The organism is Dyella telluris, from assembly GCF_014297575.1.
In the GTDB taxonomy this organism is placed as follows: Bacteria; Pseudomonadota; Gammaproteobacteria; order Xanthomonadales; family Rhodanobacteraceae; genus Dyella; species Dyella telluris.
In genome coordinates this window covers 3,227,957-3,244,764 of sequence record NZ_CP060412.1, presented here as the reverse complement: position 1 = coordinate 3,244,764, position 16,808 = coordinate 3,227,957, and the positions used below count along the sequence as shown (strand labels likewise).

Annotated in this window: 15 protein-coding genes; 6 read left to right on the top strand and 9 right to left on the bottom strand. The window is 66.4% G+C overall.

What is annotated here, in order from left to right; genetic code table 11:
- Positions 1-44 precede the first annotated feature (44 nt).
- Together tsaB and creD are read right to left on the bottom strand one after the other, a co-directional pair.
- Positions 45-734, bottom strand: coding sequence for a tRNA (adenosine(37)-N6)-threonylcarbamoyltransferase complex dimerization subunit type 1 TsaB (gene tsaB, locus H8F01_RS14175; RefSeq protein WP_187055736.1), 690 nt, complete (start codon positions 732-734; stop codon positions 45-47).
- The gene (gene creD / locus H8F01_RS14170) at positions 731-2,074 is read right to left on the bottom strand and encodes a cell envelope integrity protein CreD (RefSeq protein WP_187055735.1); all 1,344 of its coding nucleotides are present in this window, start codon (positions 2,072-2,074) and stop codon (positions 731-733) included. The genes tsaB and creD overlap by 4 nt, the downstream gene beginning before the upstream one ends.
- A 308-nt stretch (positions 2,075-2,382) precedes the next feature.
- Between creD and H8F01_RS14165 the strand changes: the two genes are divergently transcribed.
- The 3 genes from H8F01_RS14165 (at position 2,383) to H8F01_RS14155 (ending at position 4,405) form a co-directional block, all read left to right on the top strand.
- The gene (locus tag H8F01_RS14165) at positions 2,383-2,631 is read left to right on the top strand and encodes a hypothetical protein (RefSeq protein ID WP_238480992.1); all 249 of its coding nucleotides are present in this window, start codon (positions 2,383-2,385) and stop codon (positions 2,629-2,631) included.
- Between the two features lie 50 nt (positions 2,632-2,681).
- Complete coding sequence (locus H8F01_RS14160) at positions 2,682-3,500, top strand: alpha/beta fold hydrolase (RefSeq protein WP_187055734.1); 819 nt, start codon at positions 2,682-2,684, stop codon at positions 3,498-3,500.
- Positions 3,501-3,589: 89 nt separating this feature from the next.
- Entirely contained in the window at positions 3,590-4,405 is an 816-nt protein-coding gene (locus tag H8F01_RS14155; protein ID WP_187055733.1) for a helix-turn-helix domain-containing protein, read from the top strand.
- Positions 4,406-4,407: 2 nt separating this feature from the next.
- Here H8F01_RS14155 and H8F01_RS14150 read toward each other — a convergent pair whose 3' ends face one another.
- Complete coding sequence (locus H8F01_RS14150; protein WP_187055732.1) at positions 4,408-4,776, bottom strand: VOC family protein; 369 nt, start codon at positions 4,774-4,776, stop codon at positions 4,408-4,410.
- Between the two features lie 135 nt (positions 4,777-4,911).
- Positions 4,912-6,846, bottom strand: coding sequence for a DNA repair helicase YoaA (yoaA, locus tag H8F01_RS14145; protein ID WP_187055731.1), 1,935 nt, complete (start codon positions 6,844-6,846; stop codon positions 4,912-4,914).
- A gap of 79 nt (positions 6,847-6,925) precedes the next feature.
- On the opposite strand from yoaA, the gene H8F01_RS14140 reads away from it, so the two are divergent.
- Together H8F01_RS14140 and H8F01_RS14135 are read left to right on the top strand one after the other, a co-directional pair.
- Positions 6,926-7,840 carry a hypothetical protein gene (locus H8F01_RS14140; protein ID WP_187055730.1) on the top strand — a complete coding sequence of 305 codons (915 nt, stop codon included), beginning with the start codon at positions 6,926-6,928 and terminating at the stop codon, positions 7,838-7,840.
- 43 nt (positions 7,841-7,883) lie between these two features.
- Positions 7,884-8,261, top strand: a complete 378-nt coding sequence (locus H8F01_RS14135) for a VOC family protein (protein ID WP_187055729.1) — start codon at positions 7,884-7,886, stop codon at positions 8,259-8,261.
- A gap of 109 nt (positions 8,262-8,370) precedes the next feature.
- On the opposite strand, the gene H8F01_RS14130 is transcribed toward H8F01_RS14135, so the two are convergent.
- From H8F01_RS14130 to H8F01_RS14110, 5 genes are all read right to left on the bottom strand, one after another.
- Complete coding sequence (locus H8F01_RS14130) at positions 8,371-8,901, bottom strand: tetratricopeptide repeat protein (protein WP_187055728.1); 531 nt, start codon at positions 8,899-8,901, stop codon at positions 8,371-8,373.
- 5 nt (positions 8,902-8,906) lie between these two features.
- Complete coding sequence (gene mrcB / locus H8F01_RS14125; protein ID WP_187055727.1) at positions 8,907-11,228, bottom strand: penicillin-binding protein 1B; 2,322 nt, start codon at positions 11,226-11,228, stop codon at positions 8,907-8,909.
- Between the two features lie 131 nt (positions 11,229-11,359).
- Positions 11,360-12,205 (bottom strand): SDR family oxidoreductase, encoded by an 846-nt coding sequence (locus H8F01_RS14120; protein ID WP_187055726.1) that lies wholly within the window; start codon positions 12,203-12,205, stop codon positions 11,360-11,362.
- 10 nt (positions 12,206-12,215) lie between these two features.
- Positions 12,216-13,949: a hypothetical protein gene (locus H8F01_RS14115; RefSeq protein WP_187055725.1), complete on the bottom strand. Its 1,734-nt coding sequence runs from the start codon at positions 13,947-13,949 to the stop codon at positions 12,216-12,218.
- A gap of 77 nt (positions 13,950-14,026) precedes the next feature.
- Positions 14,027-16,162 carry a RelA/SpoT family protein gene (locus H8F01_RS14110; protein ID WP_187055724.1) on the bottom strand — a complete coding sequence of 712 codons (2,136 nt, stop codon included), beginning with the start codon at positions 16,160-16,162 and terminating at the stop codon, positions 14,027-14,029.
- A gap of 121 nt (positions 16,163-16,283) precedes the next feature.
- Between H8F01_RS14110 and H8F01_RS14105 the strand changes: the two genes are divergently transcribed.
- On the top strand, positions 16,284-16,760 hold the full coding sequence (locus H8F01_RS14105; protein WP_187055723.1) for a hypothetical protein: 477 nt from the start codon (positions 16,284-16,286) through the stop codon (positions 16,758-16,760).
- The last annotated feature ends 48 nt before the right edge of the window (positions 16,761-16,808 follow it).

The following is a 16,808-nucleotide window of genomic DNA, read 5'->3' as shown; positions in this document are numbered from 1 at the left end:
CGGCAACGGTCATCCGTGACGAACTCCTCAGGGGACTTGAAGCCTCAGGCCTTGCCCTGCTCCACCAGCGTCAGGGCGACCTTGTCGCGTAGATACACCGGCAACGCATGTTCCGGCGCATGGGCACGCCCGGCGGCAAACTCGCGCGCCGCAAGCTCGGCCACATGGCGCGCCTGCGGATAGCGCGCACCTTCGGCGGAAAGCAGCTCGCCGGTGAGCCGGGGCCGGAGTATGTCCGCATAGGTGGTCCAGCCGGTGCCAACCACATGCCAGCCAGATGACGGCGACAGCGTGAGTGCATCGGGCAAGCACACGCGTTCCTCATCGAGCTCGATAAGACCGCCGTTGTCGTCCCGCCGATAACTGGCGGCGTAGATCTCGCCCATGCGGGCATCGATCACTGCAAGAACACTGGCGTCATCCTCGGGGGCTTCCAGCGCCAGCGCCGCGAGCGACGACACCGTCACCACCGGAATATCCAGCGCCAGTGCCATGCCCTGCGCCAGCGAAATACCCAGACGCACGCCGGTAAACGCACCCGGGCCACGACCCACCGCGATTGCATCAAGGGCGTGGCGACCCAGGCCGGCTTCGGCCAACAGGGCGTCCGCCATGGGCAGGACCAGTTCGGCGTGACGGCGCGGCGCGATTTCGCTGCGGGCGACCACTTCGTCGCCGTGGATCAACGCGACGGAGCAGGCTTCGGTGGAGGTTTCAATGGCAAGCAGATTCATGGCTGCTCCATGATAGCGGGCTGGGCGGCCGCAGGCATGCTGGCGTACCAGTCGATGCGGCGGGTCAGGTACATCAGCAGGGCCACGGTAAGCACCAGCACCACGGCGCCGATCAGCAAGGCATACGCTTCGGCCGCGAGAACCACGTAGAGCATGGCGTAGACCAGGGCCAGCGCGCCACCCAGCAGCAGCCCCGCCCGGCGTGCCCCAAGCACCGCCATCGCGTAGCCACCGATGATCGATACCACCGAAGCCGCGGCTATCGCGTAGGCCGGCCCGAAACCGATCTGCTCAGACAAGGCCAGCAGCAGGACATAGAACGAAGTCAGCGCCGCCCCCACCAACAGGTACTGCACGGGATGCACGCGCAGGCGCCTCAGTACTTCGAACAGGAAGAACGCGACGAACGTCATGGTGACAAACAGCAGGCCGTATTTGCCCGCGCGGACATTGCGCTGATAGACGTCCACCGGCTGGAACAGGGCGACGCCGAATGCAGCATCATGCACCGCGGCGTCTACGCGCGCGTCGCTGGCGTGCCATGACTGGCCGAATTTGCGATTGAGATCCAGCAGATGCCAGCGCGCCGAGAATCCTTCGGGGTTCACCGTGCGCTCGAGCGGCAGCGCCGCACCGATGAAACTCGGATCAGGCCAAGGGGCGTGCATCGTCACGTCGGTCGTCCGCGCCAGTGGAAGCACCTGCAACGATTGCGTCCCTGCCACGCGCAACTTCACCGAGAACTCCACTGGTTGATCCTGCAGCGATGCCAGATCCAGCGGCACCACGATGGTCGACGACGATCCGCCGAACGTCACCGCCGACGATTCGAAACGCTGCGCCATGCCATTGATCTTCAGTTCCGTCACTTCCTGCAGGCCGCGCAGGTCACCCAGCACGAGGCGAAGCTCTGCCTTGCCGTCCACCCAGCTCGCACCGTCCGCCTGTCGCGCGAGGGCAATGTCCTCGGGCGTAAAGCGTCCCTGCAACTGCACCGTCGAGGCGAACACTGGCGCTTCGTAGATGCCGTAACGACGCTTGTCCACCGTCATGTCCACCACTGCCGTCGCGGTATCCGGCAGCACATAGGTCGTATCCACCACCCCGCGCATGTCACCGGAAGGCTGGGGCGTCGCCACTTGCGACGGCACGGCGAGCACGAGCCCGCCCAGTACCTGCTCACTGCCCCAGCCCTGTGCAATCTGATCGATCGCTGCTTGCCGCATGCCTTGTCGCTCTTGCACCAGCGACTGCACTTTCCACAACGGCAACAGCATAAGCAGCGCCAGCAGGCCCACGCCCAGCACCTTGGCAGTCCAGCCTTTCATCCAGTGTCCCATGACAGATTCCCTTGTATCGGAATCTGCATGAGAACCGCCTTGCGGGTGAACCGGCGGCCCGTCGAGAGGCGGCGGACCAGCGAGTTATGGCAGAACCGGGACGCAAGTCGTTACCCCTGAGGTAATCGCCTGGCTGCGCCGCGCGCCGCAAGCTGTGCCCACACCAACCACCGGAGCACATCGCCATGACCACCCACGCCCACGATCTCGCCGCACGCTACATCGCCAGCTGAAACGAAACCGACGCCCTGCGCCGTCGCAGCCTCATCGAAGACACCTACGCCGAACACGCGCGCTACACCGATCCGATGGTGGATGCGAAGGGCTGGCAGGCCATCGACGCCACCGTCGTCGCGGTGCAGAACATGTTCCCGGGCCATCGCTTTGCGCTGGCCGGCGAGGTCGACGCGCACCACGACACGCTCCGCTTCCAGTGGCATCTCGCCGCGCCGGACGCCGACGAGCCCCTGGTGATCGGCTTCGACGTCGCCTCACTGGAGAACGGACGCATCCGCCAGGTGTTCGGCTTCCTCGACAAGGTTCCCCAGGTCATCTGAATCCAACGCGCGGACGGTCGTCGCCGTCCGCGCCCACCGGAGATATCACCATGCCAAGTTTCACCACCAACGATGGCGTCACGCTGGCTTATGAAGACTGGGGCCGCGGCAAGCCCATGCTGTTCGTTCACTCGTGGGCACTGGATAGCCAGATGTGGGCCCCGCACATGCTGCACTTCAACGCACACGGCATGCGCACCATCGCGATGGATCGCCGCGGCCACGGCCGCTCCGATCGCCCTGGCCACGGTTACGGCTATGACCGCCTCGCCGATGACCTTGCCGCACTGATCGAACACCTCGACCTGCGCGACCTCACGCTGGTCGGCCATTCCATGGGCAGCGTCGAATGCATCCGCTTGTTGGCTCGCCATGGCAGCGAACGCATCGCCCGGGTGATCTTGTTGTCACCGGTGTCTCTGCACTATGTCGACGACAAGGGCTTGCCATTGCCGGCATCAATGTTCGAACCCGCGCTCGACGCGATCCGGGCGGACTTCCCGCAATGGCTTGCCGACGGTGCCGACGGCTTCTATCTGCCACAGGAAACAGGCACCAGCGAGGGCGTGATACGACGCACCATCGACACCATGTTGAACACGTCACTGCATGCCGCGACGGAATGTTTCCGTACGCGCGTGGGCGCCGACCTGCGTGACGATCCGAGTCGCATCTCCATACCCGCGATGCTCATTCATGGCCAGCGCGATGTCAGCGAACCTGTCGCCGTCGGCCGCGGCATCGCAGAGATGCTTCCCGACTGCCGGTATCTGGAGTACGCGGATGCACCCCACGGCATGTACCACACGCACCAACGCCGTCTGCTGCGGGACATGCAGTCGTTCATCGAATCCCTTGCCAATGCATGACTCACGACGCAGGGCAAGGCCGTCGCGCCGTGGGATCATCGGCGCGGCGGATCGAGCGGGATCCGGTCATCCTCACCAGGAGCCAGTGCATGAATGCTGTGGCTGTCCAGCAACGCCCCGTGGGTGACCTTCTGCGCGAATGGCGTCGCCATCGACGCCTGAGCCAGCTCGACCTTGCCAGCGGCGCGGAAATTTCCACGCGCCACCTGAGTTTCATGGAGTCGGGCCGCGCGCAGCCCAGCCGCGACATGATCCTGCGCCTGTGTGAGTACCTGGATATTCCCTTGCGCGAACGCAACCAACTGCTGGTTGCCGCGGGGTTCGCCGCGGTCTACCGCGAGCGCACGATGGCCGATCCGGCCCTTAGCACGGTGCTGGGCTCGATACGGCTGCTGCTGAAGGGATTGGAGCCCTACCCTGCGCTGGCCGTCGACCGGCACTGGAATCTGGTTGAAAGCAACCAGGCTACGCAGCGCCTGCTTGCCGGACTGGCACCCCGATGGCTGACGCCACCCATCAATGTGCTGCGCGTCAGCCTGCATCCCGAGGGGCTCGCGCCCCATATCCGCAACCTGCCGGTATGGCGCGCGCATCTGCTCGATCGCTTGCGCCGGCAGATCGATGCCACCCATGATCAGGAACTGGTGTCGCTATACCAGGAACTGCGCAGCTATCCCGGTGACGATCCGTCGACCCACGACTTCGTCGCGGGCGAAGTCGCCATTCCGATGGAACTCGCGCTGGGCGACCGGGTGCTGTCGATGCTGAGCACGACAACGGTGTTCGGCACGCCGATGGACGTCACGCTCGCCGAACTGGCGCTCGAAGCCTTCGTACCCGCCGATGAAGCGACCGTGCGGGCGCTGCGCGACATGGCCGCCAGCACCGACGGCGCGCACGGATAATCTCAGGCAGGTGGCTGCCACAATTCCAGGCGCGTACCTTCCGGATCCATGATGCGCAGGAAGCGGCCGTATTCGCTGTCTTCGATGTCGCCATCGGTGGCCACGCCCGCTGCCTGCAGCTGCGCGAACATGCCGTCGAGATCGTCCACGCGGAAATTGAGCATGTAGGGCTGTGTGCTGGGCGCGAAGTACGTGGTGTCTGCCGCGAATGGCGACCACAGCGTGTAGCCCGGACGCGCCGGATCTTCGTCGAAGCGCACGCCACCCCAGCCCTCCACCTGCAATCCCAGGTGTTGCGCATACCAGTCAGCCAGCGCGGCTGGATCGCGCGCCTTGAAGAAGATGCCACCGAGACCCGTGACCTTGGCCATGTTCGTGCCCTCTCCCGGAGTTGGTGCCGGCCATCATCATTCCGGCGGTACGCCAGATGCCAGTGCCAGCGCGTACGTGTTGCATTCCTGCAACGGTCGGGGGACGCACGGATGCCTATTCGCGACGCGCCGCGTTCAGGCAGGCGTGGAGACCTCGTCCGAGAAGAAGGCCCTCACTTGCTCCAGGTCCTTGGTGCGTGGCATGGCAGGCAGGCTGTTGAGGAACAGGCGACCGTAGCCCTTGGTGGTGAGACGCGGATCGCACAGCATCAGCACGCCGCGGTCATGCACGTCGCGGATCAGTCGCCCTGCACCCTGCTTGAGCGCGATCACCGCGCTGGGCACCTGCCAGCCCATGAAGGGATTGATGCCCGCCTGCTCCAGCGCTTCCAGCCGGGCCTGCAGTACCGGATCATCGGGCGAAGCGAACGGCAGTTTATCGATCACCACGACGCTGAGCGCTTCGCCTGCCACGTCCACGCCTTCCCAGAAACTGGCGGCGCCCAGCAGCACGCCGTGGCCGCTTTGACGGAACTCCTCCAGCAGGCGGTGGCGCGGCGCGCTGCCCTGTACGAACAACGGCCACGGCACGCGATCCTGCAGCAATTCAGCGGCGCGACGCAGCGCGCGATGCGAGGTGAACAGCAGGAAGGCACGACCGTGCGATGCGTGCAGCACCGGCAGCACCGCTTCGATCACGCGATCGGTGTAGTCGCGCGCAGAAGGGTCCGGCAATCCGGCAGGCAGGTAACACAGCGCCTGCTTCGCGTAATCGAAGGGGCTTTCCACCTGCAGCGTCTGCGGATCGTCCAGCCCGAGCTGACGGGCGAAGTGATCGAAGCTCGACGACACCGACAACGTGGCCGAGGTATAGATCCACGCGGCCTGCGTCTGTTCGCGCATCGCGCGCAATGGCGCGGCGAGGTCGAGCGGCGTGGCATGCAAAGCGAAGCCGCGCGGGAACAGCTCGTACCAGCGCACGTCGCGCTCGCTGTCGCGTTCGGCGATGCGGTCGAGCCGTTCGCTGATCAGTGCCGCGCGCTCGTGCGCGTTGGCAAATCCCCGCGAACGCTCGGCCTGCGACGCCAGTACGTCCGTCAATGCGGCCAGCACTTCGCGCAGATCGTGCAGCGCATCGCCGATTTCGCGCCTGGCTTCCAGCTGATGGAACGGACCACGCTCGGGCAAGGCATCCATCGCCAGGCGCAACCGGCGCACGGCGTCCTGCACGGCCTCGGCCGGCTCCAGCACCAGGCCGATGGCGCCGGTGACGCCGTTGCATTCGGTCAGGCTGTCCTGCGCCAGGTCGGAAAGCTGGCGCGCGCTGATGCTCTGCGAGAAGAACTGTCCGGCCAGTTCGGGAACCTGATGAGCCTCATCGAGGATGAAGGCGCTGGCACCCGGCAGGATCTCGCCAAAGCCCTCCTGCTTGAGCGCCAGGTCGGCGAACAGCAGGTGATGGTTCACCACCACCAGGTCGGCTTCCTGCGCGTCGCGCCTCGCCTTGACCACGTGGCAGTCGTCGTAGAAAGGACACTCCACGCCCAGGCAGTTCTCCGGCGTGGAGGTGACGCGCGGCCACAGCGGCGACTCCTCCGGCACCTCGGCCAGCTCCGCGCGGTCGCCACGACGCGTGCGCGCGGACCAGGTGCGGATCGCCGCCAGCTGCGAGGCCTGCGTGCGATCGAACGTCGATCCTTCCCGCACGGTCTGGTCCAGCCGGTACAGGCACAGGTAGTTGGAACGCCCCTTGAGCAGCGCCATCTTGAGGCGCGCATCGAGCACCGACTTCACGCGCGGCAGGTCGCGGAAATACAGCTGGTCCTGCAGCGCCTTGGTGCCGGTGGACACGATCACGCGCTCACCCGACAACAGGGCCGGCACCAGGTACGCAAAGGTCTTGCCGGTACCCGTGCCCGCCTCGGCAATCAGCGTCTCGCGCTCGGCAATGGCGTGCTGCACCGCGCGCGCCATGCTTTGCTGCGCGGCGCGGGGAGCGAAATTGGGCAGCTCGCGGGCAAACGGGCCTTCCGTGCCCAGCAGCGCGGCGACGTCCTCGTGATCGGTCATCCGGCAAGTATCGCCGACATGGGCGCCTCCGAGAACTGTCTGGAAACTCAGAAATGTCCCCACTGACTCCGGATGGCTCGTGGCCAACAATGAGGGGGACTCGAACACTGTAGCGCCCCATGTTCTCTCCACGCCTCCACCGATTCGCCTTGGCCGCAAGCTGGCTTCTGGCAGCCGCGGTCATCTGCCCTACGTCAACAGCAAAAAAACGCTTGCCGCTCCGTCGCAGGCACAGACTCGAACGCTTCCCGCCATCGGCACGACCTGGTGTTACAGCAATGGCGGTGACCAACCGCTGCAATTGACTCTCAAGAGCGTGGACTCCGGCGTTGCGACTTACGAGATGGGTAACGGTGGTCCAACCACCGTACTGATGAAAGAACGCATCGACACCTACACGCCGATTCGCTCCAATTCCACAGAACAATCGAGAAAGCTTGTGTTTCCCCTCATCAAGGGAAAACAGTGGACCGATACCGTGGACGAAACCGTCACCGCTCCTCTCGGGTCGACAGCTTCTTGGCAGTACCACTACCACGCTGTCGTCACCAGTGAAGTGACGGGCACGGAAAAGCGACAGGTGGGTGCCGGCACGTTCGACACCATCGTCATCGAGCGTTACACCACCTGGACCAAGAGCAATCCTCGCTCGTCCGACCCGATTCTGCATGACCAACGCTGCGCCAGCGAATCGTGTTCTGTCGAAGGTGTCAGCAAGGAAATACTGTGGTACGCCCCATCGGTGGGGCGCGGCGTATTGCGCGCCTACACACAAACCACCGCGGCCTTTGCCAACTATTCCCAACGCGACGATATCCTCAGAACCGCCAGCGACCTGGTCACTGAGCTGGTCGGCTATGGCGAACACCAGAGCTGTGCAGCTACGAGCCCTGGATCGCTGGCAAGAACGCCGGAGGTTCCGTGGTTCGGCTTTCCGTTGCGGCCAAACAACACCTGGGAGTTCATGATGCAACGGAATGTCGCGCCGGACTAAACTGCCGCGTATGCTTGCGTTGCACCTGCCGCGGAGCCTCGCCATGTCCTCACGGATCACCGGTATCGGCCAGATTGCCGTCACCGTCAGCGACGTCGATGCCGCGCTGGCGTTCTACCGCGACATTCTCGAGTTGCCCTTCCTGTTTCGCCCCGCGACCAACCTGGCGTTTCTCGATGCCGGTGGCGTGCGCCTGATGTTGTCCACGCCGCAGGGTGCCGGTGCGGTGGGTGGCAATTCCATCCTCTACTTCAAGGTTACGGATATCGAGCAGCAGTTCCTGTCGCTGCTGGATCGCGGCGCCGTGGGCGAGCATGAGCCACGGGCTTCGGCGGAACTGCCCGACCACACCTTGTGGCTGGCGTTCCTGCGCGATCCGGATGGGAACCTGGTGGGGTTGATGGAAGAGCGGCGGCGGTAAGGGCGCTCCGTTCAATGTAGGAGCGCACTTGTGCGCGACCGCACCGCCACTGTTTGACCGTGCGGCCTGGTCGCGCACAAGTGCGCTCCTACAAGAGGCCGGTCAAGAGTCAGTAACGCTGCATGCCTTCCTTGTGGCACTCCGTCACGCTCTTGCTCGCCGCTGCTGCAGCCGCCGAATCACCGGCGCGCTGGCGCAGTTCGGCGATGGTCTGCCAGTTGCGCGCGCACAGCGGCCCAAGCTTCGGGCCCAGTTCCCACGAGCGATGCGCAAACTTCTCGGCGCCGGCGTAGTCCTTCAGGCGGATCGCCAGTTCGGCGCGATCCTGCAGCAGATCCGGGGAATCCGGGCTGATCTTCAGCGCCTGGTCGAGCTTGCCGGCCGCGTCGCTGTACTTGCCCACGCGCAGGTCGCCTTCGGCGGCATCCTGCAGCGCTGCCACGCCGGGATCGCGCAGCGGGTTCACGTCGATCACCGACTTCTCCTTGTCGCCCGCGGCATGGATGGCCGTCAGCATCTGGTCGTCGGACACCGTGGGACGCGTCGCCTGCGACGGCGCCGTGGGCTGGCTGCACGCGGCGAGCAACAACACGGCCAGTGAGGCAGGAAGGGCGGACAGGCGAAGCGTGTGACGGAGCATGGTCGTTACCGGATGGGGGCGGTGGATGCCGGCGCAGGCGACGCATCACCGCTGAAGAAATTGCCGACGTGCTGCCAGAAACAGCCCTCGGCGTCGGACGACAGTGTACCGGCCACGACGGGCACTTGCCGCGCACCCTCGCAACCGGCTTCCGAACGCTTGCCGTCCGCCGTGTTGACCCACGCCATTTCCAGCCCGTCGCCCGGTGCCGCCGGCAGCGGGCGCGTGGGCAGCTTCTTGAACAGCTCCTGCCAGGCGCGCAGGCTGCCGGTGGCGCCATACAGGCCGCTGGGCTTGTTGTCGTCGCGGCCCATCCAGAACACCGCAAGGTGGTCGCCGGTGAAGCCGGCGAACCAGCTGTCGCGCATGTCGTTGCTGGTGCCGGTCTTGCCCGCCGCATTGAGGTAGGCCAGGCCCGAGTTGCCGATCGAGGCCGCCGTGCCGGAACGTGCCACCTGCTGCATGGCCCAGGTCACCAGGCGCACCGCCGGCTGGTATTCGCCGGGGCCGGTCTTCACTTCGTAGCGCTTCACCGTCTGCCCGCGGGCATCCACCACGCCGCGCACGGCGAGCAGCGGCAGTGCGTGGCCATCGGCGGCGATGTACTGGTACAGCTGGGCGGCCTGCAGCGGCGCCATGTCCACCGCGCCGATCAGCAGCGACGGACTGGCGTTCACGTCGGTGAGGCCGAACGATTCGAGGAAGGCCTTGATGCGCGACACGCCGATGTTCATGCCCAGATTGATCGTGGCGAGGTTCCACGAGTGCACCAGCGCATCCACCATCGGCACGGAACCATGCACGTCGCCTTCGTCGTTCTTCGGGGTCCAGTAGCTGCCGTCGGGCTGACGCAGGCTGATCGGCGAATCCTCCACCGGGCTGGCCAGGTTCCAGCGCCCCGGATTGGTCAGTGCCACCAGGTACACCAACGGCTTCACCAGCGAGCCGATCTGGCGACGGGCATCGAGTGCGCGGTTGAAGCCCTGGTCGCCCGGCACCTTGCTGCCGACGATGGCGAGCACGGCGCCGGTCTGCGCTTCGGTCACCACCGCTGCCGCCTGCGCCGCCTCGCCACGCTTGCCAAGGCTGCCCGTGGTCGTGGTGATCGCCTGCTCGGCATAGATCTGCGCGGCCGGGTCGAGCGTGGTGAAAATGCTCAGGTTGCCCTTGGACAGGGTTTCATCGTCGAAGTCATTGGTGATCTGCACACGCACCAGGTCCATGAAGGCCGGGAAACGGTTGTGCGGCAGCTGGCCGTTGGTGACGATGCCCAGCGGCGTGGTCTTGAAAGCGGTGGCCTGCTCGGGCGTGATCAGGCCGGTTTCCGCGAACTGGTCGATCACCAGGTTGCGGCGCGACAGCGCACGGTCCGGATAACGGCGCGGGTCGTAATAGCTCGGCCCCTTCACCATGCCGATCAGCAAGGCCATTTCCTGCGGCTTGAGGTCTTCCACGCGGCGACCGAAGTAGAACTCCGACGCGGCGGCAAAGCCGTGCACCGCCTGCCCGCCCTGCTGGCCGAGGAACACTTCGTTGACGTAGGCCTCGAGGATGCGGCTCTTGTCGTAATGCGCCTCGATGAGGATGGACATCAGCGCTTCGTTGAACTTGCGCGAATAGTTCTGCTCGCGATCCAGGAACAGGTTGCGCACCAGCTGCTGGGTGAGCGTGGAGCCGCCTTGCACGGTGTGGCCCGCACGCAGGTTGGCAAACGAGGCGCGGAGAATCGCCGTGAGGTCGATGCCGAAGTGATGCTTGAAGTCGCGGTCCTCTACCGCCTGCAGGCCAGACAGCAGCAGCGGCGGCACGTCGGCCAGGCGCACGATGCGGCGCTCCTCCTGCTGCGAGCCGTACACCGTGGCAATGCGCGCCGGATCCAGATGGGTCAGCTCCATCGGCTTGCCGGTGCCCAGGTCTTTCACGCTGGCCACCTGCCCCTTGCCCAGCGCAACGCGGATGCGCTTGGGCAGCTCACCGCCATCCGGGCCGGCGTAGCCGCGCGAGGAGATGGTGTAGGTGCTGCCTTCCTTGGTCCAGGTGCCCGCCACTTCTGCGCGGCCATCGTTGCTGTAACCGGAGAAGGTCAGCTCCAGCTCCAGCGTGCCGGGCGTCATCGGCGTGCCCGCCGCAAGCGGCAGGGGTCGCGCGTAGACGCGCGTGGGCACGGCGAACACCAGATCGTTGAAGCGGTCCTGCACACGCTTGTTCAGCACCAGCGTGTACGGCAGCACGAAGCCAAACAGCAGTCCCATGCAGACCCAGAACGGAATGCGGATCCAGGGCCAGACGGCGCTGAAGATCGAGCGGAGACGGGTCAAGAAGTCCAAGTAGGGGCAATCCTGAACAGGAAAGGGGCTCCGGGATCATAGGGCCTGCTTCCCGGCGGGCATCTGAACGCGGGGCGCGGGTTATGGCGCGGAACGGGCAGCACCCGGGCATCCCGGAGGCTGCGATCCCGCTACAGGGGCGGCTGCGGGGTCCAGCACGCGGCGTCGGGGCGAAACGGGCGCGGCGAGATGCCCAACAACCGCTGCAGCTCGCTGTTGTCGGCAATCAGGTTGGCTTCCAGGCGGGTCAGCGGCCCGCGCAGGCGCGGCACCGCGTGACGCCCCAGCCGCAACAAGGCGGCGGGAATGGGCAGGGGCAGCGTGGGCGTGGCCAGGCTGCGGCGAACGCGGGCAAACATCTCACCCGCCGTGAGCCGTTCGCCGCCACCGAGCGGCAGGATGTGGCCTGCCGACGCGGGGTGATCCAGCGCCGCCACCACGGCGGCGGCAATGTCGTCCGCGTGCACGGGCTGGCGCAAACCACGCCCGGCCGGCAGCGGGAACACGTGCAGGCGGCTGGCCCGTTGCGCAATCGGTGTCAGGCTCTTGTCGATGCCGGCACCGTAGATGATGGTGGGCCGGAAGATGGTCCACGGCTGGCCTTGCCGGTCGCAGGTTGCCGCCAGTGCGGCTTCGCCCTCGCGCAGCGTCTGCGAAATCTCGCGCTCGGCGGGCACATCCGACGCCTGCTTGGATTCGGCACTCATCGAACTGGTCGCGATGACCCGCGTTGAGGCCGGCAGCCCGGCAGAGTCGAGCCATTCGGCGAAGGATTTGAGCGGGCCGAAGCTGATCACCGCCGTCGGCGTTCCCAGCTCGGGCACACCACCGGGCAGCTTGCCCTGCAACCACTGCACGCCGGCCTGCGCGGGCCGCGGCTTGCGACTAAGCGCCAGCACCGGCACGCCGCGCTCGCGCAGCCGGGGCAACAGGAAATGGCCAATCTGCGTACTGGCGCCGAACACCACCACCGTCATGCAGGTGTCCTCAACCGCCCGACTGCAGGCGGGCCATCAGGGTAGCCAGCCTCGGATTGCCCGGCGCGAGCTTGCGCGCGCTGTCCAGCGACTGCGCGGCATTGGCGCGATCGCCGTTCTGCAGCTGCTGCTCGGCCTGATCCATCCACGCACCGGCCAACCGCTGGCGCAACACACCCTGGTTGGTATTGCCGGGCGAAAGGTCGGCCAGATCGGCAAGGCGATTGCCCGCCGCCTGCAGGTTGCCGCCAGCCAGTGCCTGGTTGAACTGGGTGATGGCCAGGCCGGGTAGTGACTCCAGGCCCTGTCGAGCGACCGGGTTGTTGCCGTCCATGGCCAGCGCCTGACGGTAGAGATCGTACGCACTCTCGCCCGGCGGCAGCATCAGGTTGCCCTGGCGCGCGGCCGTGTCGGCACGCTGGATGATGCGGCCCAGCTCGGCGCCCTGTTGCGGCGTCAGCGGCGGATGTTGCAGGTCATCGCCGTTGTCGGCGTTATCCGCCGCTGCATCGCTGGCGACGTCCTTGGCCACTTGCGAGGCATTCGACTTGTGTCCTTCGCCCAATCGCGCGCGCGCCGCCGCGAGATCGGCCGAATGCGGCGCCAACTCGGCAGCCTGTGCAAGCAAATCGCGTGCGTGCGCGCTATCGCCATGATCCAGCGCGGCATTGGCCTGCACGATCAAGGCCTGCGCCACCTGCCCCATGCCCGCCTTCGCATCGGCATTGTCCGGATCGAGCGCCAGCGCGGCCTTGAAACGAGCCTCGGCCGTGTCGTCGCCCGAACCGACGATGCGTCCATCACGCAGCGCGTCCTGACCTTGCTTGATCGCATCGGCAAGGGCGGTGCTGCCCTGCTCGTTCACCTGTACCAGTGCCGCACGCAGGGCGGGCAGTTCGGCATAGCTCGGCAGCAGCACAGCCAGGCGATCGACCAGCGTCGACGCCGTGGTGCGGTCGTTGGCGTCCAGCGCCTTGTGCACCTGGGCGGCAAGCGCATCACCCACCTTGTCCATGCCGTGTTTGGCGACGGCATTGTTGGGATCGGCCGCGAGCACGCGGCGATACAGTTCACCGGCACCGTCGTCGCCATCGATCTTGCCGGCATCCAATGCCTGCTGTGCCTGCTCGATGAGGCGATCGGTGTGCACGGTGCCGTTGCGCGCCGCCGCCACCGCCTGGGTCAGGCGATCGACATCGCTGCCGCCGCCGAGCAGTTCACGTGCAGACGTGAGTGCCTGATCGGCTTCGTCGACCTTGCCGGCCTGCAGCGCGGCATCGGCGCGGGCGATTTCCGCCTGCCCCACGTTGCGCAGGCCATCGCGGGCGCGGTCGTTGTCCGGCTGCAGCGCGCGGGCGGCTTCGAACAACTCGCGTGCGCTGCTGCCGTCGGTGCCATCCAGATGGCCCTGCTGAAGTGCCGTTTCCGCACGGCCCAGAATGCCGTCCAGTTCGGTGTTCGGCACCAGGCCGCGCAGCCTGTCCTGGCCAATCCACAGCGATGTGCCCACGCCGATGACCACCAGCAGCAGCACCGGTATCAGCCAGCCACGACGCCGGAAGCGGCGCTCCGGCGGCTGCGGCGGCGCCGGTCGCACCATATCCGGGTCGAAGGTGAATTTCGGCAGACCGTCGTCCTCCCTGGCCTTGGGCGGCTGCTTGCCATCCAGGTTGTCGAGGTTCCCAAGGGTAGGCTCGGTGCGACCGCCCGACCCGTGGTGGTTGTGGTCTTTGCGTCCGTTCATGGGTTCACGAAGGTGGGATGAATCGCCACCAGCTTAACATCGCGCCGCCCTGTCACCCGGCCGGCCATGCACCGTGTTCAGCCACCGCTGACGCGTCGCGCGTCAACCACGTTGGGTAGCGCCACCAGGCGGCTGAGCAGGCTGGAGAGTTGTTCGAAGTCGCGCACCCGCAGGGTGAAGCGCATTTCCACCTCGCCGGTGTGGGCGAACATGCGGCTGGACGACGCGATGATGTGCGTGCCCATGTTGCTGATCAGGCTGGTCACGTCCTTCTGCAAGCCCTTGCGATCGTAGCCGCGCAGTTCGATGTCCACTTCGTAAGCCCGCGCGGCCGCCTTGCCCCAGGCCACGTCAATCACACGGTCCGGATCGCGGCGGGCCAGCCGGGCCAGGCTGGCGCAGTCGGCGCGATGCACGGACACGCCGCGGCCTCGCGTGACAAAGCCTCGCACCGGATCGCCGGGCAACGGCTGGCAGCAGCGTGCCAGCGTGGTGAGCAGGTTGCCGATGCCCTCGATACTGAGCGCGCTATGGTCCAGCACGGCCTGCCGACCCTGCGCACCGGCCGGGGGCGGCGGCGGTGCCGTGGCCGGCGCCATCGATTCCTGCAGCACGCGGGCGATCTGGCCGGGCGCCACTTCGCCCAGCGCCAGCGCGACGAGCAGTTCGTCGTGCGTCTTCAGGTGGAAATGTGCGGGCAGCTTGCCGATGTCAGCCGCCGGCAGGGCCAGCCGCTTGATCTCCTTCTCGAAAATGGCGCGGCCTGCAGCCAGGTTGGCGTCGTGCGCAATGCGACGGAACCACGTGCGCACCTTTTCCTTCGCGCGCGAGGTGTGCAGATAGCCGTGATGTGGCGACAGCCAGTCGCGGCTGGGCTCGGCCACCTTGCCGGTGAGCACTTCCACGCGGTCGCCGCTGGCCGGCTGGAAGGTCAGCGGCACGATGCGTCCGTTGACCTTGGCGCCGCGGCAACGATGGCCCACCTCGGTATGCACGTGATAGGCGAAATCCAGCACGGTGGCGCCGTGCGGCAAATCCACCACCTCGCCCTTGGGCGTGAGCACGTACACGCGATCTTCGAGCAGCTCAGTCTGCAGCTCCGCGGCAAGATCGCCCTCGCTGTCCGGACGCGGTTCCAGCAGCCGACGCATCCAGGCGATCTTCGCTTCGAACTCGCTGTCGCCCGCGCCGCCTTCCTTGTAACGCCAGTGCGCGGCCACGCCAAGCTCGTTGATGCGGTGCATCTCGTGCGTGCGGATCTGCACTTCCAGCGTCTTGCCTCGCGGACCGATCACCGCCGTGTGCAGCGAGCGGTAGTCGTTGCCCTTGGGCCGCGCGATGTAATCGTCGAATTCGCCCGGAAGGTGCGGCCACAACGTGTGCACCACGCCCAGCGCGGCATAGCAGTCGCCGATGGAGTCGACCAGCACGCGCACGGCGCGGATGTCGTAGAGGTCAGAGAATTCCACCTCCTTGCGCTGCATCTTCTTCCAGATCGAATAGATGTGCTTGGGACGTCCGGCGAGATCGGCGCGCACGCCCGCCGCCTGCAGCGATTCCTGCAGCAGAGCCAGCGATTCGCGGATGAAATCCTCGCGATCCACGCGCCGTTCGTCGAGCAGGCGTGCGATGCGCTTGTAGGTATCGGGCTGCAGGTAGCGGAAACTCAGGTCTTCCAGCTCCCACTTCAGCTGCCAGATGCCCAGGCGATTGGCGAGCGGTGCGTGGATGTCCCGCGTGAGGCGCGCCAGCGGCTGTCGCTCGCCGTCGGGCAGCGTGCTCGCCGCGCGCATGCGCGCGAGTTGTCGCGCCAGCAGGATGAACACCACGCGCAGGTCGCGGATGATCGCCAGCAACAGTCGCCGCAGGCCTTCCGCCCCGTGGTCCGCACCGTGCTGTGCATGCAGCGCCCAGACACGCTCCGCCGCCACTTGCCCGCCGACGAGTCGCTGCAACTCCTGGGGAAGATGGGGTTCACGCAATGCCCACGCGGCCGGATCGATGCGCGACACCTCGAACCACAACGCCGCCGCCTGGGTCTGCGCATCGCAGCCGAGCATGGCCAGCAGGTCGAGCACGTCCACGCATTCGCTCTGGTTCATGGGCAGCAGGGCGCACGCATCCAGCGCCTCGCCCAGCACGGGCGGCACGCTGCCGGCGCGTTCGCGCCACTCGGCGAGACCCGAGCTTGCGTTGAGGGCGGCTTGAACCATGGCGCCATTCTAGCCGACGGGGCACCTGCCGGGCCTTTCCGCCGCCGCATGAACCGGCGGTTCATGCCGTGTATGCTGCGGCGGCGACGTTTCATCCCCTATGCCCCGAGAGGATTGCCCCATGCGCCTGGTTCGCCTGCTGCCGTTGTTGATGAGTGCCGCCCTTGTCCTCCCCGCGGCCGCTTTCGCCGCCGACCAGTACGTGCCGCTGCAGCAGCGCATGAGTGCGGAGGAGTTCAAGGCTGCCGGCCTGGACAAGCTGTCCCCGGATGAACTCAAGAATCTCGATGCCTGGCTCAGCGGCCACGGCAAGACGGTCACCAAGATGGTCGACCAGAGCGGCAAGCCGGTGTTCTACCCGAGCAGCGAGAAGGCCGGCCCGGTGCAGGGGCGCGTGCAGGGCCACTTCAGCGGTTTCAACGGCCACGGCCAGTTCACGCTGGACAATGGCCAGGTGTGGCAGCAGGCAGACGCCACGCAAATCGCCTGCCTGTCCAGCGACAACCCCAAGGTGACCATCCGTCGCTCGCTGATGGGCAACTGGATCATGGCGGTGGACGGCTGCAACGACCAGACGTCGGTCAGGCGCGTCAAGTAATCGCCCCGCCACTTATGTAGGAGCGCGCTTGCGCGCGACCTGCCTCGG